20 protein-coding genes and 2 pseudogenes are annotated in these 24,049 nt (G+C 58.5%); 14 read left to right on the plus strand and 8 right to left on the minus strand.

The window, feature by feature from the left end; all coding sequences use genetic code 11:
* The gene (locus tag POR16_RS05620; protein WP_042932162.1) at nucleotides 1–864 is read left to right on the plus strand and encodes a DUF3034 family protein; all 864 of its coding nucleotides are present in this window, start codon (nucleotides 1–3) and stop codon (nucleotides 862–864) included.
* Nucleotides 864–1,286 (plus strand): group I truncated hemoglobin, encoded by a 423-nt coding sequence (locus tag POR16_RS05625; protein WP_005889272.1) that lies wholly within the window; start codon nucleotides 864–866, stop codon nucleotides 1,284–1,286. The genes POR16_RS05620 and POR16_RS05625 overlap by 1 nt, the downstream gene beginning before the upstream one ends.
* Before the next feature lie 161 nt (nucleotides 1,287–1,447).
* Here the strand turns inward: POR16_RS05625 and POR16_RS05635 are convergent, their stop codons facing one another.
* Nucleotides 1,448–2,440 (minus strand): GntR family transcriptional regulator, encoded by a 993-nt coding sequence (locus POR16_RS05635; protein WP_032618786.1) that lies wholly within the window; start codon nucleotides 2,438–2,440, stop codon nucleotides 1,448–1,450.
* 344 nt (nucleotides 2,441–2,784) lie between these two features.
* Here POR16_RS05635 and POR16_RS05640 point away from each other — a divergent pair, with 344 nt between their 5' ends.
* The 8 genes from POR16_RS05640 to POR16_RS05675 all read left to right on the plus strand — a co-directional run bounded on the left by POR16_RS05640 (nucleotide 2,785) and on the right by POR16_RS05675 (nucleotide 10,563).
* The gene (locus POR16_RS05640; protein WP_005889275.1) at nucleotides 2,785–4,158 is read left to right on the plus strand and encodes an amidase; all 1,374 of its coding nucleotides are present in this window, start codon (nucleotides 2,785–2,787) and stop codon (nucleotides 4,156–4,158) included.
* Nucleotides 4,159–4,240: 82 nt separating this feature from the next.
* A complete protein-coding gene (locus POR16_RS05645; RefSeq protein ID WP_002554892.1) occupies nucleotides 4,241–5,122 on the plus strand; it encodes a polysaccharide deacetylase family protein in 882 nt (293 codons plus the stop codon).
* Nucleotides 5,123–5,149: 27 nt separating this feature from the next.
* Nucleotides 5,150–6,490 (plus strand): MFS transporter, encoded by a 1,341-nt coding sequence (locus tag POR16_RS05650; RefSeq protein WP_005889276.1) that lies wholly within the window; start codon nucleotides 5,150–5,152, stop codon nucleotides 6,488–6,490.
* An 11-nt stretch (nucleotides 6,491–6,501) separates the two neighbouring features.
* Nucleotides 6,502–7,263 carry an SDR family NAD(P)-dependent oxidoreductase gene (locus POR16_RS05655; RefSeq protein ID WP_005889277.1) on the plus strand — a complete coding sequence of 254 codons (762 nt, stop codon included), beginning with the start codon at nucleotides 6,502–6,504 and terminating at the stop codon, nucleotides 7,261–7,263.
* 31 nt (nucleotides 7,264–7,294) lie between these two features.
* Nucleotides 7,295–8,044, plus strand: coding sequence for an SDR family NAD(P)-dependent oxidoreductase (locus POR16_RS05660; RefSeq protein ID WP_005889278.1), 750 nt, complete (start codon nucleotides 7,295–7,297; stop codon nucleotides 8,042–8,044).
* 22 nt (nucleotides 8,045–8,066) lie between these two features.
* Nucleotides 8,067–8,366, plus strand: a complete 300-nt coding sequence (locus POR16_RS05665; RefSeq protein WP_005889279.1) for a hypothetical protein — start codon at nucleotides 8,067–8,069, stop codon at nucleotides 8,364–8,366.
* On the plus strand, nucleotides 8,363–9,370 hold the full coding sequence (locus POR16_RS05670) for a CobW family GTP-binding protein (RefSeq protein WP_005889281.1): 1,008 nt from the start codon (nucleotides 8,363–8,365) through the stop codon (nucleotides 9,368–9,370). Before POR16_RS05665 ends, POR16_RS05670 begins: the two co-directional genes overlap by 4 nt.
* A complete protein-coding gene (locus tag POR16_RS05675) occupies nucleotides 9,367–10,563 on the plus strand; it encodes an ABC transporter substrate-binding protein (RefSeq protein ID WP_024671670.1) in 1,197 nt (398 codons plus the stop codon). The genes POR16_RS05670 and POR16_RS05675 overlap by 4 nt, the downstream gene beginning before the upstream one ends.
* Nucleotides 10,564–10,777: 214 nt before the next feature.
* Here POR16_RS05675 and POR16_RS05680 read toward each other — a convergent pair whose 3' ends face one another.
* Nucleotides 10,778–13,198, minus strand: a complete 2,421-nt coding sequence (locus POR16_RS05680; RefSeq protein WP_005889286.1) for a glucose/quinate/shikimate family membrane-bound PQQ-dependent dehydrogenase — start codon at nucleotides 13,196–13,198, stop codon at nucleotides 10,778–10,780.
* 456 nt (nucleotides 13,199–13,654) lie between these two features.
* Between POR16_RS05680 and POR16_RS05685 the strand changes: the two genes are divergently transcribed.
* Nucleotides 13,655–13,882 carry a VF530 family protein gene (locus tag POR16_RS05685; RefSeq protein ID WP_004658220.1) on the plus strand — a complete coding sequence of 76 codons (228 nt, stop codon included), beginning with the start codon at nucleotides 13,655–13,657 and terminating at the stop codon, nucleotides 13,880–13,882.
* A gap of 55 nt (nucleotides 13,883–13,937) precedes the next feature.
* Nucleotides 13,938–14,597 carry a Pr6Pr family membrane protein gene (locus tag POR16_RS05690; protein WP_005889288.1) on the plus strand — a complete coding sequence of 220 codons (660 nt, stop codon included), beginning with the start codon at nucleotides 13,938–13,940 and terminating at the stop codon, nucleotides 14,595–14,597.
* Between the two features lie 16 nt (nucleotides 14,598–14,613).
* Here the strand turns inward: POR16_RS05690 and POR16_RS05695 are convergent, their stop codons facing one another.
* The 3 genes from POR16_RS05695 to POR16_RS05705 all read right to left on the minus strand — a co-directional run bounded on the left by POR16_RS05695 (nucleotide 14,614) and on the right by POR16_RS05705 (nucleotide 19,174).
* The gene (locus POR16_RS05695) at nucleotides 14,614–15,381 is read right to left on the minus strand and encodes a siderophore-interacting protein (RefSeq protein WP_005889289.1); all 768 of its coding nucleotides are present in this window, start codon (nucleotides 15,379–15,381) and stop codon (nucleotides 14,614–14,616) included.
* The gene (locus POR16_RS05700) at nucleotides 15,378–15,977 is read right to left on the minus strand and encodes a PadR family transcriptional regulator (protein ID WP_005889290.1); all 600 of its coding nucleotides are present in this window, start codon (nucleotides 15,975–15,977) and stop codon (nucleotides 15,378–15,380) included. The genes POR16_RS05695 and POR16_RS05700 overlap by 4 nt, the downstream gene beginning before the upstream one ends.
* A gap of 77 nt (nucleotides 15,978–16,054) precedes the next feature.
* The gene (locus POR16_RS05705; protein ID WP_162010127.1) at nucleotides 16,055–19,174 is read right to left on the minus strand and encodes a transglycosylase domain-containing protein; all 3,120 of its coding nucleotides are present in this window, start codon (nucleotides 19,172–19,174) and stop codon (nucleotides 16,055–16,057) included.
* A 365-nt stretch (nucleotides 19,175–19,539) separates the two neighbouring features.
* Between POR16_RS05705 and POR16_RS05710 the strand changes: the two are divergent.
* A pseudogene (locus POR16_RS05710) lies at nucleotides 19,540–20,441 on the plus strand (hypothetical protein).
* Nucleotides 20,442–20,576: 135 nt separating this feature from the next.
* Here POR16_RS05710 and POR16_RS05715 read toward each other — a convergent pair.
* The 3 genes and pseudogenes from POR16_RS05715 to POR16_RS05725 form a co-directional block, all read right to left on the minus strand.
* Nucleotides 20,577–21,275: a hypothetical protein gene (locus tag POR16_RS05715; protein WP_162880321.1), complete on the minus strand. Its 699-nt coding sequence runs from the start codon at nucleotides 21,273–21,275 to the stop codon at nucleotides 20,577–20,579.
* A 212-nt stretch (nucleotides 21,276–21,487) separates the two neighbouring features.
* Nucleotides 21,488–22,107 (minus strand): annotated as a pseudogene (locus tag POR16_RS05720) (hypothetical protein).
* A 155-nt stretch (nucleotides 22,108–22,262) separates the two neighbouring features.
* Nucleotides 22,263–23,393, minus strand: a complete 1,131-nt coding sequence (locus POR16_RS05725; RefSeq protein WP_005889297.1) for an OpgC domain-containing protein — start codon at nucleotides 23,391–23,393, stop codon at nucleotides 22,263–22,265.
* 293 nt (nucleotides 23,394–23,686) lie between these two features.
* Between POR16_RS05725 and POR16_RS05730 the strand changes: the two genes are divergently transcribed.
* Entirely contained in the window at nucleotides 23,687–23,968 is a 282-nt protein-coding gene (locus POR16_RS05730) for a type B 50S ribosomal protein L31 (RefSeq protein WP_005889299.1), read from the plus strand.
* Nucleotides 23,969–24,049: the final 81 nt, after the last annotated feature.

Genomic DNA, 24,049 nt, shown 5'->3' on the forward strand with positions numbered 1-24,049 from the left:
ATGTCCTATAGAATTCCGTTAGTGCTGGGCTGTGTTCTGGGAGCTGTTGCGCCGTTTGCGCTGGCTGACAACGGGCGCCTGATCGCAACGGGCGGTGCATCCAGCATCGAAGGCAGCGCGGGCGGTGGTATCACGCCCTGGGCGGTTATCGCTGGCTACAGTGAGCAAGGCGAGTGGGGCGCAACGGCCTTTGCCACGCATGTCGATCTGCCCGACTACCACTTGGATGTGGCGGGCCTGGCTGTCGGCTACGGCAACAGGGTCGAGTTTTCCTACGCGCATCAGCGCTTCGACATCAGCACCCTGCAGCGCTCACTGCGCCTGCCTGACGATAACCTCAGCCAGGACGTGTTCGGGGTCAAGCTGCGGCTGTTTGGTGACTTGATCTATGACAGCCTGCCGCAGGTGTCTTTGGGGTTGCAGTACAAGCATCAGACTAATTTTCTGATCCCAAGACTGGCGGGCGCTCAGCGCGATTCTGATGTCGACGGTTACCTGACGGCCAGTCGGTTGTTCATGGGTGCCGCATTTGGCTACAACGTGGTGGTCAACGGTGGTCTGCGTTACAGCCGCGCCAATGAAATGGGTCTGCTGGGCTTCGGCGGTGATCGGCGTGACAGCCGCAGCGTACTTAAGGAGGGCTCCGTCGCCGTCTTGTTCAACCCTCGTTGGGCGATGGGCGTCGAGTACCGTGAGAAGCCGGATAACCTGTCAATTGCAGGTGAAACCGATTGGGCCGATTTGTTTGTCGGGTATTTCCCCAACAAGCATCTATCGGTTGTGCTGGCCTACGCCCACCTGGGCGAAATCGCCACGCTGGAAAACCAGAACGGCACGTATCTGTCCGTGCAGGGGAGTTTCTGATGAAGCGCCTGCTGATTTGCCTGATGTTGACGGTACTGGCAGGGTGCGCCCAGCAGCCGCCCAAGGATGACAGCCTCTATCAGGATCTGGGTCAGCGTGCCGGCATCCAGCGCATTGTTGAAGGTATGCTGCTTAACATTGCCAAGGATGGGCGCATTGTCGGGCACTTCAAGAAGGTCAACATTGTGCGCTTGCGCGACAAGCTGGTCGAACAACTCTGTGTCGAGGCGGGCGGTCCGTGCCATTACACGGGTGACAGCATGGCCGAGGCGCACAAGGGGCAGAGCCTCACCCCCAGCGACTTCAACGCGCTGGTCGAGAACCTGATCGCGGCGATGGACACCGAAAACGTCCCGGTCCCTGCCCAGAACCGCCTGATCGCCCGTCTGGCACCGATGCGCGGCGAGGTCCTCGATAAGTAACATGGCTTAGTGGCATGCCTCTCGAATCAGTTCGTTGGTACGCAGTCAGTGAAGCTCTGCGTCACAATTCGACGGCACGCCGCACATTCAGGATCGGACGCAGAGCGTCCAGAACGGCATCACCACGCTGGAGCGCGGGGACGATAGTCTCCAGCCTCGCCTCAACTCAGCCGCGTCAAATACTCCGGCACTTCCTGTTCCGGTAACACCGAGAGCACTTTCAAGCGCTGGAGCATACGTTGCCGGGCGCGTTGCAGGTGTTCCCTGAGGTTCAACGCCGCTGCGTCGAAAGCGCCGTGCAGCAATAGCTCGATGATCAGTCTGTGTTCGGCCAGCATCGCTTCGTCTGCGCCGATGTCCAGCAAGCGGTAAAAAATCCGGTTGACGATCATCGGGCTCTGCGCCTGACTGATCAGGGTTGCGATCTTGCGGTTTTGCAGGCCCGCCAGGCATTGCTGATGCAAATCATCCTCGAGGCGCTCGATCTCTTCGAGGCTGCAGAGCTCTGTGTTCTGAGCCCGTATGACTCTGGCCAGCATCGCTTCCAGGGTTTCGCGACTCAGCTGCGGCGCAGTCTGGCGCAAGGCCTCGGGCTCAAGACACGCGCGCAGCTCGTAGTCTTCGGTGATTTCCCGTGCAGTCAGCGGTCCTGCCAGCCATTGCGAGTAGGGCTCCTTTTCCACCAGACCACGATCACGCAAACGCATCAGAGCCTCACGCACCACGGCGCGGCTGACGCCGTAATGCTGCGCGGCACTCTGTTCATCCAGACGGTAATGACCAAACGCAATACAGGCTGACAGCGCCGCGCCAATCTCATCATGAATGCGCTCGCCAAGCGGGCGGGTATCGACCAGCTCTTCAGTGCTGTCCAGACCGAACTGCTTGTGGCTCAGGCTCAGCCGCAACGGCTCGACGTGCTCGCTTTGCGGATTGACCAGATAGCCTCGGCCATCGAAACGGCTGATCAGCTCTTCTTCATGCAGCAGGTTGAGCGCCTTGCGCACCGGCACCCGGCTGGTGCCGAACAGCTCCGCCAGCGGTGCTTCAAGCAATACCAGTCCCTTGGCGGCCGCTCCCGAAACAATGGCGTTACGCAGTACTTCACGGATCATGGCGTAGCGCGATGCGGTGCGCGGGTCCTCTTCTGACATTGCTTTCTTACACTTCTGGCGGCTGACGGACGATTCTCGCACAGATGCATCGTTGTCACCTTGGGCTACGTCCTGATGCTCGCTCATGGGGCCACCGTTACTTTTTTGCACTGAAATGTACCTTTTGTAAAAGATACATTATTTCTTTATGACCGTTTGATCCGCCTGCAAGTCCGGTTCCAAACAGCACAGCTGCCAGCAAGGAGAGGTTCTAGCACGCGCGTTCCAGCTCGATGGAGGGCTAAAGTCCCGCCGCGAAGGCCTGTTACCGCACAGATTGGCACGAAACCTGCCTCTAATAAATGTACATTTTATGAATAAGTACATTTTCAAGGTGCGGCTTTATGATCGATACCGGGAGTGCCACGATTCGCCAGGATGCCTGTGCAATGGCAGAGGATTTCGCCAAGGGTCGCAGTGATCCCCTGCGGGTTCTGGACATGGCGCTGCAGCAGGCAACGCAGGTCGATAACGTGTTCATTTCCATGAGTGTCGACCGCGCGCGCCGCGAAGCCGAGGCTTCTGCCGCCCGCTGGAAGCAGGGGCAGCCATTGAGCCCGTTTGACGGTGTGCCGATCGCCTGGAAAGACCTCTTCGATGTGGCCGGCAGCGTGACCACTGCTGGTGCAGCCGTACGCAATAACCTGTCACCGGCGTTGCTGGACGCCCCGAGTGTCGGCCTGCTGGCACGATCGGGGATGGTCAGCCTGGGCAAGACCAACCTGAGCGAGTTCGCCTATTCCGGTTTGGGCTTGAATCCCCATTTCGGCACACCGATCAACCCGCTGAGCGACAGCACGCCGCGCATCCCGGGCGGGTCTTCCTCGGGTTCAGCGGTCGCGGTGGCTGCCGGGATCGTGCCGATTGCGATGGGCACCGACACCGCAGGTTCGATTCGTGTTCCTGCTGCGTTCAATGGCTTGGTGGGGTTTCGCAGCACCAGCCGCCGTTACAGTCGCGACGGCGTGTTTCCGCTTGCTCTGACGCTGGACAGCATCGGCCCGTTGACCCGCAGTGTGCGCGATGCACTGGTCATCGATGACCTGCTTTGTGCGCGCAGCAAACCTTCTTCGCTGATACCGCGCAGCCTTGCCAGCCAGCGATTTCTGGTCGACAAGGCCGTGCTGGATGACGAACGGGTCGAGCCCGCGGTGCGTGACAATCTGCTGCGTGCCATCGGCATCCTGCATGCCGGCGGGGCGTTGATTGAAGTGCGGCCCTGCCAGGCGTTTCAGGCCACCTTGCTGTTGATCCGGCAGCACGGCTGGCTGGGCGCTGCAGAGGCTTTTGCGCTGCATCAGCCGTTGCTGGACAGCGACGCCGCAGACCAGCTTGACCCAAGGGTCCGCAAGCGCCTGGAAGCTGCGCGGCATATGCCGGCCAGTCTGCTGGTCAATTTGTATAACGCGCGTGAGCAATTGCAGGAGCAACTGGCCGCCGAACTCGATGGTGCGCTGTTGCTTACCCCAAGCGTCGCCCATGTTGCTCCGCCGCTGGCGCCCTTGTTGGCCGACGACGAGTTGTTCGTGCAAACCAACCTGGCCACGCTGCGCCTGACCATGTCCGGCAGCCTGCTGAACATGCCAGGCGTATCGCTGCCCAGCGGCGTCGATGCGGCGGGCTTGCCCACCGGTCTGTTGCTCAGTGCTCCGGCCGGGGAGGACGCGCGTCTGCTGCGCGCCGCACTGGCGGTCGAGGCGTTGCTCAACTCCGTGTGAACTGATGCCGTTGAACCCTTGCAAACCGGCACGCGCGCGAACTGCCGTGATGCCGCTCTGATAAACCAGCGGGAGAACCAAGATGGCCAAAGAAATTCTGTGTGCGTTTGGTGTGGATGTCGATGCAGTCGCAGGCTGGCTCGGCTCGTATGGCGGTGAGGATTCACCTGACGATATCTCGCGCGGGCTGTTCGCTGGCGAAGTGGGCGCGCCACGCCTGCTCAAACTGTTCGAACGGTATGGCCTGCGCACTACCTGGTTCATTCCCGGGCACTCGATGGAGACTTTCCCCGAGCAGATGAAAGCCGTGGCCGACGCCGGGCATGAAATCGGCGTGCATGGTTACAGCCATGAAAACCCGATCGCCATGACCCCGGAACAGGAAGAGATCGTTCTCGACAAATCCATCGATCTGATCACGCAGATGACCGGCAAGCGTCCCACTGGCTATGTCGCGCCGTGGTGGGAATTCAGCAACGTGACCAACGAGCTGTTGCTCAAGAAAGGCATCAAGTACGACCACAGTCTGATGCACAACGACTTTCATCCGTACTACGTTCGCGTCGGCGACAAGTGGACCAAGATCGACTACAGCCAGCACCCGGATACCTGGATGAAACCGCTGGTGCGTGGCGAAGAAACCGATCTGGTAGAGATCCCGGCCAACTGGTATCTGGATGACCTGCCGCCAATGATGTTCATCAAGAAAGCACCCAACAGCCACGGCTTCGTCAACCCGCGGCACCTGGAAGAAATGTGGCGCGACCAGTTCGACTGGGTCTATCGCGAGCACGAACACGCCGTTTTCACCATGACCATTCACCCGGACGTGTCTGGTCGCCCGCAAGTGCTGCTGATGCTGGAGCGCTTGATCGAGCACATTCAAAGCCATGCTGGCGTCAAGTTCGTAACGTTCGACGAGATTGCCGACGACTTCGTGCGTCGCAATCCCCGTACCCGCTGATCCATTGCCCTGTCCGAGGCGTCACTCATGTCCATATACAATAAGCTTGACCTGAACGGCTGGAAGCCTGAGCAACTGACTCCTGACCAAGTACGGTTCGCCACATGGATTGCGTTTTTCGCGTGGGTGTTTGCGGTATACGACTTCATTCTGTTTGGCACGCTGTTGCCGGAAATCGGTCGGCATTTCGGCTGGAGTGAAGTGGAGCAGGCCGAAATCGCGACGCTGGTCGCGGTCGGCACGGCGGTAGTGGCGCTGGCCATCGGTCCGCTGGTAGATCGCCTGGGACGGCGCGTGGGTATCATTTTCACCGTGAGCGGTTCGGCAATCTGCTCGGCGCTCACGGCTATCGGTGGGGCGTGGGGCAAATCGCCGCTGATCCTGATCCGCTCGCTGGGCGGTCTGGGGTATGCGGAAGAAACAGTCAACGCGACTTACCTCAGCGAAATCTATGCGGCCTCCGATGATCCGCGTCTGGCCAAACGTCGCGGCTTCATCTACAGCCTGGTGCAGGGTGGCTGGCCGGTCGGTGCGTTGATCGCGGCGGGGCTTACAGCCGTTTTGCTGCCGATCATCGGCTGGCAGGGCTGCTTCGTATTCGCCGCTATTCCGGCCATCATCATTGCGATCCTGGCGCGCAAGCTCAAGGAAAGCCCGCAATTCCAGATCCACCAACGCATCACTCAACTGCGCAAGAAGGGTGATGTGAGCCAGGCGCAGGCCGTTGCACAAACCTACGGCGTCGACTACGACGAACACAGCAAGGCGGGTATTGGTGCCGCTTTCCGGGGTTCTTCGCGTCGTGCCACCCTTGTGATCGGGGCGGCGATCCTGCTCAACTGGGCGGCGATTCAGGTGTTCAGCGTGCTGGGCACGACGGTAATCGTCAGCGTTCACCACATCTCGTTCGAAAACTCGCTAATCATTCTGGTGCTGTCCAACCTGGTGGGCTACTGCGGTTACCTGTGCCACGGCTGGATGGGCGACCGAATCGGCCGTCGTAACGTCATCGGACTTGGCTGGATGCTCGGTGGTCTGGCGTTCGCCGGCATGCTGTATGGGCCTAGCAACATGGTAACAGTCGTCGGTCTGTACAGCCTCGGCCTGTTCTTTCTGATCGGCCCTTACTCGGCAGCGCTGTTTTTCATCAGTGAAAGTTTTCCAACCAGCATTCGGGCTACCGGCGGCGCAATCATCCATGCCATGGGCCCGCTCGGCGCTGTGGTTGCGGGTTTCGGTGCCACATCGGTACTGAGCGCAGGCGGTGACTGGCAGACCTCGGCCTTGTACTTCGGCGCAGTGCCATGCTTCCTGTCGGGTGCGTTGATGTTTGCCGCCAAACATGTGCGGCCTGAAACAGTGAAATAAGGAGCAAGCACATGGTTCGTAAAGTTGCAGTGATAACCGGTGCCGCCAGCGGCATCGGCCAGGCACTGGCAGTGGCCTTTGCCAGGCAGGGTGTTGCGGTGGCAGGCGGGTACTACCCGGCTGACCCGCACGACCCGGAGCACACGCGTCAGTTGGTGGAGGCGGCGGGCGGCGAATGCCTGATGCTGCCGCTGGATGTAACCTTCACCGAGTCCGTCGACGATCTGGCCGCGCAGGCAGTCAAGACGTTTGGTCGGCTCGACTACGCGGTGGCCAATGCCGGGTTGCTACGTCGCGCGCCGTTACTGGAAATGACTGACGAGCGCTGGAACGCGATGCTCGACGTAGACCTGACCGGCGTAATGCGCACCTTTCGCGCTGCTGTCCGGCATATGGGCGAGGGCGGGGCGCTGGTGGCGATTTCTTCGATTGCCGGGGGCGTCTACGGCTGGCAGGACCATTCCCATTACGCCGCCGCCAAAGCTGGCGTGCCAGGGCTGTGCCGGTCGCTGGCGGTGGAACTGGCACCCAAAGGCATTCGCTGCAATGCCGTAATTCCAGGCCTGATCGAGACGCCGCAGTCGCTGGACAGCCAGAACTCGCTAGGCCCTGAAGGGCTGGCGAAGGCGGCCAAGGCCATCCCGCTGGGCCGTGTTGGCCGTGCTGACGAAGTGGCTTCGCTGGTGCGTTTTCTGTGCAGTGACGAAGCCAGTTACCTGACCGGGCAAAGCATCGTGATCGACGGCGGCCTGACCGTGCGCTGGCCGGAGTAGATCGCGCAAACTCAACCGAGGAACCCGACCCATGCAACAACTCAAACAAAAACGCGCAGTGATCACGGGTGCAGGCAGTGGCATAGGTGCAGCCATAGCCCGTGCATATGCGACGGAAGGTGCGCGGCTGGTGCTGGGCGATAGAGACGCCGATAGCCTGGAAAAGGTCGCCGCGCAGTGCCGCGAGCTTGGCGCGCAGGTGCATGAATGCGTCGCCGACGTGGGCAGCGTCGAGGGCGCGCAGGCCAGCGTCGATGCCTGCGTCAAGCATTTCGGCGGCATCGATATTCTGGTCAATAACGCCGGCATGCTCACCCAGGCACGCTGCGTCGACCTGAGCATAGACATGTGGAACGACATGCTGCGCATTGACCTGACCAGCGTATTCGTGGCCAGCCAGCGTGCTTTGCCACACATGATCGCGCAGCGCTGGGGACGCATCATCAACGTAGCCTCGCAACTGGGTATCAAGGGCGGAGCCGAACTGACCCACTACGCCGCCGCCAAGGCCGGGGTGATCGGTTTCAGCAAATCGCTGGCGCTGGAAGTCGCCAAAGATAACGTGCTGGTCAACGCCATCGCGCCCGGTCCTATCGAAACGCCCCTGGTCGCGGGTATCAGCAGTGCCTGGAAAACCGCCAAGGCCGCCGAACTGCCGCTGGGCCGTTTCGGTCTGGCCGAAGAGGTCGCGCCGGTCGCTGTGCTGCTGGCCAGCGAGCCAGGCGGTAATCTTTTCGTCGGCCAGACGCTTGGGCCCAATTCCGGCGACGTCATGCCATGAGCAAACTGCTGGAGAGCAACTGATGTGTGGACTGTGCGGCCTGCTGGGCGAAGATGTGCACTGGAGCGATCCGCTGGCGACCGAGCTGCCTCGGCGCCGTGAACGCTTTCGGCGTATTGCCGCGATCAACAAAGTGGTTGCGCCGTTTCGTTTGAAGGTCGAAGACTTTCAGGGCGTTTCCTATCTGTTGCTGGGGGCCACCGGCAAGCAGGAGCTGGCGACCGGTCTGGAGCAGCTGTGGCAGAAGGCCGAATTGTTGATCGGTCGGCCACTGGATCCGCTGGACCCCAGCCTGCTCGAGCATTTGCAGAGGTCATCATGAGCATTGCCCTGAATGTGATTACCGGTTTTCTCGGCAGCGGCAAGACCACCTTGCTCAAGCGTCTGCTGGCCGATGAGAACATGGGCGACACCGCGCTGCTGATCAACGAGTTCGGTGATGTCGGCATTGATCACCTGCTGGTCGAAGAGGTCGCGCCGGATACCGTGCTGCTGCCCAGCGGTTGTGTCTGCTGCACCGTTCGGGGTGAGCTGAAAGACGCATTGCTGAGCTTGCTGGATCGCCGCAATCGCGGAGACATTCCGGCATTCCGGCGGGTAATTCTGGAGACTACGGGCCTCGCCGACCCGGCCCCCATTCTCACAACCCTGAGCAACGATCCGCAGTTGCGCGGGCGCTTTCACATCGGCTTGATCGTTACGCTGGTGGATGCCTGCCACGCCGAGTTGCAAGAGCGTCTGCACCCGGAGTGGCTGGCCCAGGTAGCGGCGGCGGACCGGCTGTTGCTGAGCAAGACCGATCTGGTAGACAAGCCCGCACTCGACGCGTTGCGCGGCCGTCTGCAGGCGCTCAATTTTTCTGCACCGTTGCTGGATACCGCGCAGATCCACAGTGGTGATCAGCTATTGCTCGGCGAAGGCGTTCGCAGCGCCGAACCTGCCATCGAGGTGACGCGCTGGCAATTGCACCGTGTCGAGTCGACGTCAGCACGGCACGGGGACGCGCAGGTGTGTTGCCTGACCTTCGATCGCCCGCTGGACTGGGTCGGTTTCGGGGTGTGGTTGTCGATGCTGTTAAGATGCCACGGCGAGCGAATCCTGCGTGTCAAAGGGCTGCTGAACGTGAATGATAACCAGGGTCCCATCGTGATTCATGGTGTGCAGCATTGCTTGCATGCGCCGGTGCATCTTGCCGCGTGGCCCGGTGACGATTGTACGTCGCGGCTGGTTTTTATCCTGCGCGGGCTGGACCCGGACTTGCTGCGTCGCTCGTTTGACGTCTTCTCCCATAGCTTCGCGCCACTGCCAAGCGAGTCAGTTGCATGACCATTACCCTGCGTGTGCTTGGCACGTCAGTGACCTTGCTCGAGTCCCTGCGCGAGCGTGCCGAGCAGGATCTCGGCATCAGGCTGACTTACCAGATTCATGATGTGCAGACTGCGCAACGTATTGCGGTCATGCAGCCGGACAGCTACGACCTTTACGATCAGTGGTTTCATAACGTCGACTTCGTCTGGCCGGCGCGGGCCATCCAGCCCATTGATACGCGGCGTATTGCGCTGTGGCATGAAATCAACGATTTGCCCAAGCGTGGTCGCTTGCGGCCGACCGATCAGCCGGGCAGTGGCAGCGTACCCAGCGAGCGTTTGTTCGTGCAGCACGATGGCAGCTTGGGCAGCGCCGTGACCGAGCGCATCAGCATGTTGCCGTTGACCCACAACGCGGACAGTTTTGCCTACCGCCCCGAGCGATTGCCGGACGGCCTGAGTTCTGCGGACGAAAGCTGGGGCTGGTTGCTGGACCCAGCGTGGGGTGGCCGGATTGCATTGCAGAGCGATGCGGCCATCGGCGCGCTGGATGCCGCGCTGGCGGTGCAGGGCGCAGGACTGGCGACATTCAACGACATCGGCAACATGAGTATCGAAGAGATCGATCTGCTGGCCGACGTGCTGGTGCGCAAACAGCAGCAAGGGCATTTCGGTGCGTTCTGGTCGGACGACGAAGAAGCCGCCGAACTTATGCTCAGCCCGACCATAGACATTCAGAGCTTATGGTCGCCGACACTCGTCAGGCTCCACCGTGCGGGTGTGAAGTACCGTGTAGCGGTGCCCAAAGAAGGCTATCGGGGCTGGTTTGGCGGTTTGTCGCTGTCACGTCACGCCAAGGGCCCGGTGCTGGATGCGGCCTACGCCTACCTCAACTGGTGGCTGTCCGGCTGGCCGGGAGCGGTGATGGCGCGACAGGGCTACTACATCGGCAACCCGGCGCGCAGTCGCGACCACCTAAGCGCGGCAGAGTGGGATTACTGGTACGCCGGCCTGCCTGCCCGCGAACAACTGCTTGGCAGCGACGGTCTGCCCCTGATCGACGCGGGAGAAATTCGCGACGGCGGCTCGTACGAAGAACGCATGGGCCACATCGCCGTGTGGAACTCGGTCATGAACGAGCACAACTACCTGGTGCGCCGCTGGGGCGACATCCTGCGTGCAGGCGGCAAGAGCAGCGCGAAAGCGCGGTAGGTACTGATCGAGGCCCCTCAAGAGCGCACGCATAGCGTCCGGAACAGCGTTGCTGCAATGGTGCGTTGGACCGATAGATGATCTGCAAAACACTATCGTGCGAATGCTCCCACGTCTTGTCCGATAGCAGACGCAACTGAGGTCCAGGTTTCAATGGCGACAAAAAAAGGCGGCTACCTCTCGGTAGCCGCCTTTCATTTACTTCAACACCACCTTACTTCGGCAGTTTGAACGCCATCACGTAGTCACCTTGCTTGGTGCCCAGCGAACCATGACCGCCAGCCACGACCAGCACGTACTGCTCGCCGTCCTTGCCGGTGTAGGTCATCGGGGTGGTTTGCGCGCCTGCTGGCAGACGGGCTTCCCACAGCTGCTTGCCATTGCGTACGTCGTAGGCGCGCAGATACTGGTCAAGCGTAGCGCTCATGAATGCCAGGCCGCTGGCGGTCATGAACGGGCCTCCCAGGCTTGGAACACCCATGGTCAGCGGAAGCGGAATCGGCGAGCTGTCGCGTACAGTGCCGTTTTTGTGCTTCCAGATGGTTTTATGGGTGGTCAGGTCGACTGCCGCGAGATAACCCCACGCCGGTGCCTGGCAGGGCAGGCCCATAGGCGACAGCAGCGCTTCGAGGATCACGCCGTATGGCGCGCCTTTGTTCGGTTGCACGCCTTCGGTTTCGCTCTTGCGACCCGGGCCGCCTTCAACTTCTGCGGAAGGTACAAGTTTGGATCGGAACGCCATGTAGTTCGGGTTGACGAAGGCGATCTGGCGAACCGGATCGACTGCAATGCCGCCCCAGTCGAACACACCGAAGTTACCCGGATAAACGATCGAGCCCTGCAACGATGGCGGCGTGAACGGGCCGTCGTAGCGCAGCGACTTGAAGTCGATCCGGCACATCATCTGGTCAAACGGAGTCACGCCCCACATGTCGCGCTCTTTGAGCGGCGGCGGCATGAAGTTGAGGTCGGACTTCGGTTGGGTCGGCGAGGTGTGGTCGCCTGCAACAGCGCCTTGCGGGACCGGCACTTCGTTGATCGGCACGATTGGCTTGCCGGTGCTGCGGTCCAGAACGTAAATGCTGCCCTGCTTGGTCGATGCCAATACCGCTGGCTTCACGCCATCGGCGGTTTTCATGTCCAGCAGGGTCGGTTGACCGCCCACGTCCATGTCCCACAGGTCATGGTGGGTGAACTGGAAGTCCCAACGAACGCGACCGGTAGCGATGTCCAGTGCAACCAGACCAGCGCTGTACTTCTCGGACTCCGGCGTACGATCACCGCCCCACTGGTCTGGCGTCTGGTTGCCCATCGGCAGGTAGATCAGGCCGAGTTTTTCATCGACGCTGAACATGGACCACATGTTCGGCGAGTTGCGGGTGTAGATCTTGCCTTCGGCAATCGGAGCGGTTTCTTCCGGGTTGCCACTGTCCCAGTTCCAGACCAGACGACCGGTGTGAACGTCGTAGGCGCGGATCACGCCGGACGGCTCGTCGATCGACACGTTGTCAGTGACGTGACCACCGATGATCACCAGGTCTTTGGTTACTGCCGGTGGCGATGTGGAGTAGTAACCGCCAGGTGCGAACGTGCCCATGTTGGCTGTCAGATCAACCGAGCCTTTGTTGCCGAAGTCTTCGCACATCTTGCCGGTGTCGGCGTTCAGGGCGATCAGACGGGTGTCGGCCGTCGGCAGAAAGATTCTGCGTGGGCACGCGCTTGCCGTGGCCGTGCTATCGGCTGCCGGGGCTGCCGGGCTTTGTGCCGGAGCGCTGGCGGCATACGCTGCATCGTCGTGGTAGGAAACGCCACGGCAGGTCATGTGTGCCCAGCCTTTGAAGTTGGCTGCGTTCTGAGTGCTGAGCTTCGGATCGAAGCGCCAGATTTCCTTGCCTGAATCCGGATCAAGGGCGATCACCTGGCTGTGCGGCGTACACACGTAGAGCATGCCGTTGACTTTCAGCGGGGTGTTCTCGGCTGTGGTTTCACCTGGGTCATTCGGGCCAGGAATATCGCCTGTGCGATAAGTCCAGGCCGGCTCCAGCTTGTTCACGTTTTCCGGGGTAATCTGCGTCAGTGGCGAATAGCGATCGCCGAAAGCCGTACGGCCATACGACTGCCAATCGCCGTCGGGCATAGCCGGAGCGGTATTGGTGGTGCCAGCAGTTTCGCGGTCCAGTTGGCCTTCGATACGTCCAGGATTGGTAAACTGGCTGGCCAGCGCGGTCAGACCGGCCAGCACCACAGCGATACTCAATGCACCCGTGCCCATGCGCGCCGGGCCGTTGAGCAGCAGCGGACGGCGGAACCAGGGCAGCAGCAAGACAATGCCGAGTGCGAACCACAACGCCAGACGCGGCACCAGTTGCCACCAGTCCAGACCGACTTCCCACAGCGACCATACGGTGCTTGCGAACAACAGCAGCGCGTAAAGCCCGAGCGCGGCCGCGCGTCCGGTGAGCAACAACACGCCGGTCACGGCAAAACCAATACCCGCCAGCAGGTAGTAAAGAGAGCCGTCCAGTTGCAGCAGGCGGACGCCGCCGACCAGCAACGCCAGCCCCATCAGCAGGATCACCAGCCCGAGCAGGGTCGGTAACAGGCGATTTCTGTTTGAAGCACCGTCAGTGCTCATAATGCGAATCTCCGCGAGAAGTAAGTGATTGGTGTCTTGTTTTCGTGTGCATCGCCTACCCTGGCGCCATTCCTTGAAGCTGCTTAATGAGACGAATCACTGACAGTTGAATTCAACCGTCGAGCAGAATGCGCTTGTGCGCTCAACCTGCGATGGTCATTGAGTCGTAGACCACCGCTGTCCGAGTTCGTGCATCTGCGTTTATCCGCAGCAATCTCTGGAAGAAGTCTCTGAAAGAAAGGATCTTCAATCCCTAAACCGGCAATGATAGGGCCCTAACGATTTCTCGAAAAGCTTTAAACATGACATGGATCATTGCGGGCCTCGCAACAGTGCATTAAGGCGGATGTGTTTTATCAAAGCGCGGCGCTTACAATGGCCGACTTTGCTGAACCCCGGCGCCTGCCAGCGATCTATTCGGCGTCGGTTCTCTACTCATCCGTTGCAAGGTTCATCATGACGACACCCAATTCCGATCCGCTCCACGGCGTCACGCTGGAGCAGATTCTCAGGGCTCTGGTCGAGCACTACGAATGGTCCGGCCTTGCCGAGCGAATCGACATTCGCTGCTTCAAGAGCGACCCGAGCATCAAGTCCAGCCTCACGTTCCTGCGCAAGACTCCCTGGGCACGAGAAAAGGTCGAGGCGCTTTATGTGAAGCTGCATCGCGGCAAAGGCTGGTAAAGCGCTTCAGCCCTACACGTTCGGCAGGGAAGCTGGCACTCAAGGAAACAGATCGATGCACAGCGAACACCCGCACACCGCGCAGGGACAGCGCTATTACGCTCTGGTTGCGGCCTGTCTGGGATGGTCGGGGCTGGTCATCCAGCTTTATCTGATCTTCATGGGGCGCTATGCCGACCATGCCAGTCTGTTGGGCGGGCTGGTAAGGTTTTTCAGTTTTTTCACAGTGCTCACCAACACCCTTGTAGCGGTCGCACTCAGTTGCGCACTGACCGGGCGGCAATCGGCGGGGCATCGGTTTTTTCGCCATCCGGTCGTGTGTGCAGGTATCGCAGTGAGCATTGCGCTGGTCGGCATCGCCTACAACATCCTGTTGCGCCACTTGTGGCACCCGCAGGGCTGGCAGTGGGTCACCGACGAGTTGCTGCACGACGTCATGCCGCTGGCATTTGTAGTGTACTGGTGGATGTATGTGCCCAAGGGGCATTTACGTCCGGGCCATGTTGCGCTGTGGGCGATTTACCCGGTGGTGTATTTCGCATACGTGCTGCTGCGCGGCAACATGATTGGCGACTACATGTACCCGTTCATTGACGTCGGCACTCTCGGCTTTCTGAAAGCGTTCGTTAATGCATTGGGCGTGCTGCTGGGGTTCGTGTTGATTGCGCTGCTGTTGCTGGCGGTCGACACATGGGCGGCTCGTCGCAAGGGGTGAGTCGCCCGGCGTCGTTTTACGCGTCGTCGTCGCCCAGCTTCCAGTAGCCGGCGGCTTTGACGAAATCTTCTTCCAGCCCGAGTTCGTCCAGCAGCACCCGGCGCAACTTGCGCGACAGGCCGGATTCCGTGGCAACCCACGCATACAGCTTGCCCTCGGGCATCTCCAGGCGGCGAACGACGTCTGTCAGGCTTTGCTCGCCGCGCACAATCCAGATCACATCGACCTGCGCCGCACTCTGGAAAGTCTGTTGTTCCTGTTGATTGGCCACCTCGACCACCACCAGTGCAGCACGACTGGCGGGCAGCGACTCCAGACGCCGGGCAATGGCTGGAATGGCCGTTTCATCGCCGATCAACAGATAGCTGTCGAACATGTCCGGCACTACCATCGAACCCTTTGGCCCGGCGATGTGCAGGAATTGCCCCGGCTTTGCCTGTGCGGCCCAGGTCGCCGCCGGACCTTCGCCATGCAGAACGAAGTCGATGTCCAGCTCGCCTCTGGTTTCGTCGTAGCGTCGCGGCGTGTAATCACGCATGGGCGGGCGTGGCGTGTCCTTGTCATCGGCAGGGGTCAGGTCTTCCAGAGCTGCCTGTTGTTCCGGGGTTTGAGGGAAGAACAGCTTCACATGGTCATCAGTCCCCAAGCTGATAAAACCCGCCAGATCAGGGCCGTGCAGCGTAACGCGGCGCATTAGCGGGGTCAGGTCGGTGACCCGCAGCACTTCCAGCTTGCGACGCTTGATTTCATGCATGACGCGATGGATCGATTGTGGCGAATTCATTCGGTTGTCTCCGAGGCAGACTGAGGCCCATCGACAATGGCCTTGGCGGTGGTATTGAGCAAATCGCTGACCCTGAGGATTTCTTCCGGGCTCCAGCGACCGTGGTGCATTTGCAAGGCATGCCGCAAATTGTGTACCGCTTCGTGAATCTCGGGCGGACGGTCATGGCCGCGCAACGAACGCTTGCTGACATCGATACGTGTCCGCACGCCCTCAAGGGCAACGGCCTGGTCCTGCAGCGAGCTGCGCCCAGCTTCAGTGACGGTGTAAAGCTTCTTGCCGGCCTGAGCGTCGCCAAGAATCATTTCGCTTTCTTCAAGAAAGGTCAGGGTTGGGTAGATGACGCCAGGGCTCGGGCAATAGGCGCCGTCGAACAGACCCTCGATCTTGCGGATCAGGTCGTAGCCGTGAGCAGGTTGCTCGGCGATCAGCGCCAGCAACAATAATTTCAGGTCCCCTGGGGCGAAGACCCGCGGGCCGCGTCCACCGCGTTCGCGGCCAGGGCGCTTTTCGAAACCGTCGCGGTCCTCGCCTGCTTCACGAAGGTGGGGCGGACGATGATGGGGAGGGTGTTTGTCTTCACGCATTTTTTTCATCTCTGGTTACACGTTAGATATACCTTAAGATATATCTAATTGTGTTGGCAAGAGACAGGGACGAACGGTTTTCCGGGTCAAGCACCCTTGGGCGGATCAGGTAGTCGGTTATTGCACATGGCCTGTCCGCGGTTTTCCAGATAAGGCGTCAGGATCGGCGCCATGCCTTTGAGTACCTGCACTGGCAAGGCTGAGGTGAAGCGAAAACCCTCTGCAGCGCGCCCCGGCACGAAGGCAGTCAGTGCGCCAAAGTGGTTGTCGCCGATGTAAAACACGAAGGTCGCGGTGCGGTTGATCGCCCTGGAGCTGAGAATGCGTCCACCCGCACCAATGCTTTCGATCCGATTGTCCCCCGTGCCGGTCTTGCCTCCCATCGCCAACACACTGCCGTCCTGCATCTTGAAGGTGCCTTGCACGCGTTTGGCGGTACCGCCGTCGACCACCTGCGACAACGCTTCGCGCATTGCCGCCGCCACTTCGGAAGGTAAGACACGCTGACCCAGTTCCGGATTGATGGTCAGGTCCGTTTCGTATGGCGTGTCGGCGGCGAAACGCAATGAGTCGATGCGCACCGGCGGCAGGCGAATGCCGTCGTTCTGAATGATGCCGATCAGCTCGGCCAGCGCCGCCGGACGATCGCCCGAGCTGCCGATTGCCGTTGCCAGCGAAGGCACCAGGTGATCAAACGGATACCCCACGCGCTGCCAGCGCTGCTCGATATCCAGAAACGCCTCGACCTCCATCATGGTCCGCACACGACTGTCGCGAGCGCCTTTGTGGCGACTTTTGAACAGCCAGCCATAGACTTCCTGACGCTCGAAGCGACTGGCCGCCGCTGCATCCTTGAATTGTGCGTCCGGATGCTTGAGCAGGTAGCCCACCAGCCACAGATCCAGCGGGTGAACCCTTGCGATATAGCCTTGATCCGGCAGGTTGTAAGTGCCCGGACCGTAGCTTGTGTACAGATCCGCCAGGCGCTTGTCGGTCAGCTTCGAGCTCGCTCTGGTTTCTTCCAGGTGAGCGCGAACAAACGCATTGAACGCGGCCTGATCGGCGCTCGGCAGCAGGTAGCGATGCACGGCGGCGAGGCGAATTGCAGTCGGATGGATACCGTCCAGAAAAGTGTCGAGCCGCTCCTGCGTGGTCTTGTTCTTGTAGCGTTTCCAGAAGCGCAGCAGGAACACCGTGCCCTCCCGATCGGCAAACTGGCTCAGGTATTCCTGGCGGCGCGGATCGTCATCATCCTTGAGCAGCGAAGCGCTGTTATTAGGCGCCTGATAAGTGCTGTAGCGCACGACGTCGCGCATCAGGCGAATGAACGGCAGGTTGATCGATTCACGCAGCGACTCTCGCAGGGTCGGGATTCGCTCGTTGTCTTCACGGCGAAAATTGTTGAAACGGTGCATGCCGCCGCCGGTAAAGAAGGCCTCGGCAGGGCTCGCCGAGTAGGTTCGGTCCAAGGCCGAGGAAAGCATCTTCGCCAGGTTGCGATCCGTGTTTTGCATCAGGTAATCCACAGCCCAGCGAGTCAACCGGTCAGGCTCCTCGACGGGGACCTTTCTCAACTGCGCCATGCTCATGCCTGCATAGCGCCCGTGTAGTTCGGCGATGATTTCCAGGTAGGTCGTCAGCACGCGCATCTTGGCAGTGGAGCCCAGTTCCAGCTTGCTGCCTTCGTTGATGTCGAAAGGCTGATCGGTGCTGTCGGTCTGCACCCTGACTCGCGAACCGTCTACGCCGCGCTCGAACAAGGTAAAGCTGTAGCGCACCTGCGTCGTGCTGGCTGGGGTCAGCAGACGCTCGCCCATCAAACCGACCCTGGCGGCAAACTCAGGGTTGGCCAGATCACGCAGGTACTGGCTGACGCTGCGCTGCAACTCGCCGTGCAAGGTGCTGGTGGCAGACAGGTCCAGACGGTCAAGGTCGTAAAGCGGACGGTTGAGCAGGTTAGACAACCGGGTGCGGGCGACACTGATGCCCTTGTTGGTTTCAATCGGTTGAATGGTCGGCTGCTGTGCCCAGTCGCGGTAGGTCACCGTTGCTGTCAACGCGGCATCGGCCAGAGGTTTATCAATGACATTGGCCTGAGCCAGCAAGCGAATGTGGCTGTCGGTCAGCTCTGCCAGCTCCGTACGACCCTTGGCCAGATAGTGTGACGGACGGCGCTGGGCAATCACCAGTGATAGCACCTCACGCAACGCCAGCGCTTTTTCAGCCAAGCCCTTTTGATCAGTGGGGCTGGACGCCAGCACTTCATTGGTTCTGGCGAAGTCCACGCCGAACCAGACCCGCAACCCCTCGGCCAGACCATGCACTTCACCGTGGCCCGGCACCGCAGAAAGCGGCACGCTGTTCAGGTAATCACGTACTACCCGCTGGCGCACTGCAAGGGTCTGCTCGCCGGGTTGATAGGCGCGCACGCTGGCGGAAATCATCTGGCGCAGTTTCTCCGAGCCAGACTGTGTCAGCCCGTCGGGTGAGTGACGGTATTTCTCCAGCTGGGTCGCGAGCGTGCTGCCGCCGGCAGATTGGCCGGGCAGGGCGAATATCTTCGCCACTTGCGACCATGCGGCCTTGGCAAAACGCGGCCAGTCCACCGCCGGGTTGGCCAAGGGCTGCTGCGGGTCGAGCAGATCGCGGTTCTCGATAAACAGCAGGCTGTGAACCACCAGCGGTGGAATGTCGGCGAAAGTCGGGTAAAGCTGTTGCGGATACCTGTATTCATACAGTGGTGCACCGCGGCAATCGGTGATCGACAGCCCGGCCTGAATTTTTTCCTCATAGGGAACAAAGAAACCGCGCTGCACATAGCGACGCAGTTCGGGGGAAAAGCGCGTCTGGCGCGTAATCACGTAGTCACGCTTGAGCAGGCGCGGCAGAAACTCATCCAGCGATGAGTAGCCGAGACGCTTGTCGAACGGCCCGTCACCGGGGTAGATCACCTCGTTGCCTGGCCCCGTTTGCATCGAATAGCTCAGGCTCGCCGCAAATCGGCTGAACTCCCGCGCTTGTAATCTGGAGCTACGGCTCTCCATTGCCACAGCGACGCTCAGCGCCAGCCCGGCCAACACTAAAATCCCCCAGAACACCCACCAGCCGTATCGCCTGCGACGCGGCCGCTTCGGCGTTCGCGGATCGTCCTCACGGTCGGCGGACATCATGTCTTGCTTGCTATCGGAATGCCGAAATACGCCCATAGTCGATCGTCCGGTCATCCTGTAAACGCACCTGATCTCAGCTTAGACGCTGGTTGAGGTTATGGGGAAAATTGTCTGGTGGTTTTCGCACTTGATTGAGGGGGCTACGCAGAGGGACGTGATTCGGGTGCTTTTTTTGTCTAAGTCAAGCGCCTGCTGCAACGCATTTGTTCGTTGACAGCCGTTTGTGTAACAGCTTGTCCCTCAATCAATGATAGTAGTCAAACGCTCAATTAGTTATTTTGTAGGAGGTTTCTGATAAGTGTTTCTGTCGCTTGATCTCGATTAAAACAGCTGATTACGTCCGGGTTTGTTAGTGGCAATGATGCCCTGCGTAATCAATCAATACTATTGAGATTAATAAGATGAAGAATAAGAAAAACAAAGCGCGGAGTGTGCTTTTGTCCGGACTGCTATTGGCAATTTCCTGGCATGCGATAGCGGAAGTATATGGAATCTCTGCCAGCATCGAGCAGCCTCCACAACTGCGTCAGGCCGTTCCTGATGCAAATGGTTCTACTCCTGTCATGCTGTCGGATAAGCTTCATCAGATCAACAACTCTCTGGAAAGTACTACCGCAGTTCATCAGTATGATTTTACTGCTTTGCGTGGACAGAATGTACTGATCACTGCCCCGGACAGCGACTATAACCAGAAATGGAAGTTGGAGTATCAGGTGGAGGGTGGGGAGTGGCAGCCCAAGCGACATAATGGTGCGGAGAAAGTCACTGGGTTGAATGCCGGGACCCAGGTCAGTGTACGTATTCTTGCTACAGATGGTGCCGTGTTTGATAGCACCGGCTATAGAGTGGTGTTCGGTTCTTTTCCTCATTTGAACTATGATTTGCATCATGAGGCGGGTTTCAGGTTGATTTCGTATGGTTTACCGATCCTCCTTTTCTAGCGACTCAGGCGCTCACGGAGGCGATGCTGGAATCGACCTTTACAGACAGCAAAGCTTTTCCATTGGAAGGTGGAGTGATGGGGTTTTTTCTTGAAGTCGAAAATGATGGCGACATGACGTACACATCGGACAGCTCGGGGAAGATCATGCAACTGATAAAGTTTGGCCGATGTGAAGGTGGAAAACTCGCTGACAACTTCACATATTATAGCGAGAACGGTAGAGAGACCTTGAGTACGCGCTATCAGGTAAAAAGCTATAGGGCGAATAATGTACTGCCGGAGCAGTTGGCAGATAAGCCGCACACGTATAATTTTGGCCATGTTTGCAAGCGCTGGTTGACTAATTGGTCCAGGAACTGATTCAGGTTTAAACGCTCTGCCTTGGAGGACCCAGGCAGGGCGTTTTCTATTTTTGTAAGCAAGGCCGGTGTGTCAAAAAAATCCTTTTTCTAGTGCTGATAGATCAGGGCTCGTAAAAACCCTGGCTTTGATAAATCAAGCATGAGTGTCAATGACAGGCGTGCGCTCATCCTCACGTGCCGGCGTATTGCGCTCCACTTGATAAAGAATTGTGTTGATGAAATTCCCGATGTGGTTGCGGCCGAATACCTGTCCGTAGTCAATTATTTTGCTGTAATTCTCTAGATTGAGCGTGTGCTGCTTGTCTGGTTTTTCCGTGTGGTGGTCGACGAACTCCATAATGCTTTTGGCGTTCTTGCTCAAGCTGTCTTTCAACGACTGACGCTCGTTCAATTTCTCGGTCAGGTAGCTGAATTCTGCAGGGGTAAGTACGTTACCAGGGTCGGTGACCTGGATGCTCTCGTTGAAATTCAGTGTGAAGCCAAACTGCTTATTTGACAGTTCAAGATTCAGGTAAGGAAGCTGCTGTTTGAATTCGTGGTAGTCATCATACATGCTGCACATTTCAGCGTTCGTTGTTTTGATGAGCTCCCTTAGGTATTTATCTTTTAGGTCAGCAAGATTTTCTTCGGAGAGCATTTTGTAGAATGAAGCGATTTCACCTTTTGAGTTTTTTGTGAGCCAAGGAGCGTCCTCATATCGGTAGAACTCTTCATTGGGGTTGCGTTGTTTCTCAACCGGTTGAGCCGCTTTTTCGGGATTCTTGTCTGGTGCGGTGGTTTGTCGTAAAAGTGGCTGCTTATGAGTACTGCTGGTGGGGGAGCTAATATTCATTTTGAAACGCCCTTCGCTGTTAGTGATAACTCTCTAACGGCATTACGCCGGAAAACTTTGCCTGATAAGCTTGTAGGATTTTTCCTTAGTTAGCAGGGGGTGTTTTTTGTAGGAAGATTCCTTGGGTTTTATGCAGCGGTTGACTAGATGTCCGGCGCTCTATCAGGTCAATTTATGGTGTGGCGAGGCTTTTGTCTCGCCAGGCTGCTTCATCAGACAGCCAAAGAAATATAAGAGAAATCTCGTTTTTCAGCGTTGCTTTGAACTTGTTGTACCCATTCGTTGTGTCTGTTTTTTTCGCTGGTGTTCATGATCTTTCCATGGTTGATAACGTCCTGGAAATTACTGATGTCCAGATTGTACCGGCCGCCGAACGTCTCGTGATTATGGTCCACCAAGGTCATTATGATTTTTGCGTGATGCTGACTTGCTCTTTGAATTCTCTGAACTCATTAATAGAGCGTGTGAGGACCGATTTATCATTTTCAGTCAGGCTATTGTCGTAATCAATTATCTTTATTGACGCACTTGCATCCAGAGTGAAGCTAAATTTTTTACTTGCAATTTCAGGATAGAGTTCCTTCAGTTACTCTTGAAAGCTGCTGTAAGTGATCTCCATCAAAGCGAGGTCCAGGATCTCTATTAGTTTCTTTTCGGCTACGTAGTCAAGCCGGTTTTTTATATGCTCGCTGACGGGCTCCAACAACCACGGCTCCTTCTGCTGTTCGTAAAACTTTTTTTCTTTCGTCAGTTTTGCTTCGGATGCAAGGATGTCCTTCGTGCCGACCTCTTCTGTCGGTTCTGCCTTACTGGCGCCGTATGGCTGCGTCATCAGTTGCAGGGTACTTGCCTGGTTCGGGACTCCATTGATGTTCAAGACGTTGCCCTCCGTTTAGTCTCTAGACGGATAGCGGCCTATTTCTGAAAAACTTGGCCTGATAAACCAGTAGGACATTTCCGAGAGGGCTTACAAACGTGATGCTGTTCTCAAGTAATCAACAGGCGGGGTGATTTTCCCAAGTGTTTATTCAATTCCAGCCCATTGGCCATGAGCATCATCAAGCCCAGCCCCACAATCGCAGTGGTGACTTGAATTGGCCGGGTATCTCCGCCCAGCGCGTTCGCCATATCTGCCAGTGGTGCGAGCAGGACGCCCAGGCAGAAGACTTCCAGCGAGTAACGACCCATGCGACAGGTCTGGCGGGCCGGCCAGTTTTCCAGCCAGGTGTTTGAAGTTGGCAACAGCCGGGCGACTACGTAGACCAAAGCAAGGAAGTGCAGCAGGCGCGCAGGTGCCAGGTCGGTCTTGCTGATCGGGTACAGGGCGTCGAGGCGCAGGGTCGTTACCAGGGCGGCGTGCAGATCTGGCCATTTTTCGCTGAAGGTGAGGACTCCGGCGATCAGTACATAGACGGCAGCCATCAGGAAAAGAGGCTGTCGGCGCAAAGGAGGGCGTATGACTGTTGTCGATGTTTCGCTGCGCAGTGCGCAGGCCCCGCCGAGAATGAACAGCAGCTGCCAGGCCACCGGGTTGAAGTACCACACACCACCGCCTTCATAGGCGCGCAGGTTCCAGCCAAACAACGGCACCATCAGGTACAGGGCAATCGACAGGCCGACCGCGACTTCGAGATTGCGCAGCATCAACGGCAAGGTCAGGGGCAAGGTCAGCAGCAGGACGATGTACAGCGGCAAGGGGTCGGTCAGGTTGGGTTTGAAGCGCAACAGCAGTTCATCGGCCAGCGCCTGTTGCGGGTTACCGACGAAGTATTCGAGGCCCATTTGCTGGACCATGTCTCGGGTCTCGACATGATTATTGGCAACAAAGACGATGCCCATCAGCAAGGTCAGCAGAAAGATATGCACCACGTACAGCACCCAGGTGCGACGCAATATGCGCACCCCGGCCACCAGCATGCCATCGCGCCGGGCAACGCGCCCATAGGCCATGACCGCTGCGTAGCCGGCGAGGAACACGAAGACTTCCGCAGCGTCGCTGAAGCCGAAGTTGCGCAAGGTCAGTTGCGCCAAGGGGTTGTCCGGCACGTGATCCCAAAAGATGAAGATCAGCGCCAGGCCGCGAAAGAAGTCGATTCGATGATCGCGTCCGTTAGTCATAACGGTGGACTCTTGAAAGTGCTAATGAGTAGAGATCGGCCACACGGGCTCAGGTTCCGGGCCAGCGACCAGTGACGTTCGGCGGCGCGGCAGGGTGCCGCCATACGCCGAAAATTGCAAAAGCGGGCTATTACAGAATGTCTCCAGCGCTTGTGTCTCAATGGTTCCGGGCGACATCCGGCCCGCCCGGATGTCCGATCACACTCGATAATGTCAGCAATCAACAGCAATCATTCTCATCTGGTGATATGTTACTGTATAACGATTGCAGTCAACTCACTGGAGAAACAGCCATGAAACCCGATATCCATCCCGCGTACCGTACCGTGCTGTTCCACGATACCGCTGCCGACGCTTACTTCCTGATCGGCTCGACCGTGGACACCGACCGGACGCAGAAGCACACCGACGGCACGACTTACCCTTATGTCGCGCTCGACGTCTCCAGCGCCTCACACCCGATGTACACCGGGCAGCAGCGCAAGACCACCACCGAAGGCCGTATCGCAGGTTTCAACAAGCGTTTCGCCGCTTTCGGCTCTGGTAGCAAGAAAGAAGCTGCAGAGGCTCAATGAGTCGTCTGACCTCCCGGTCATGGGCATTTCGAGTGAATTACCCATGACCGGGATTTTTTTGTCTGAATTTCAGGTGGATGG

It is taken from the genome of Pseudomonas coronafaciens pv. oryzae str. 1_6, from assembly GCF_000156995.2.
Lineage (GTDB): Bacteria > Pseudomonadota > Gammaproteobacteria > Pseudomonadales > Pseudomonadaceae > Aquipseudomonas > Aquipseudomonas tremae.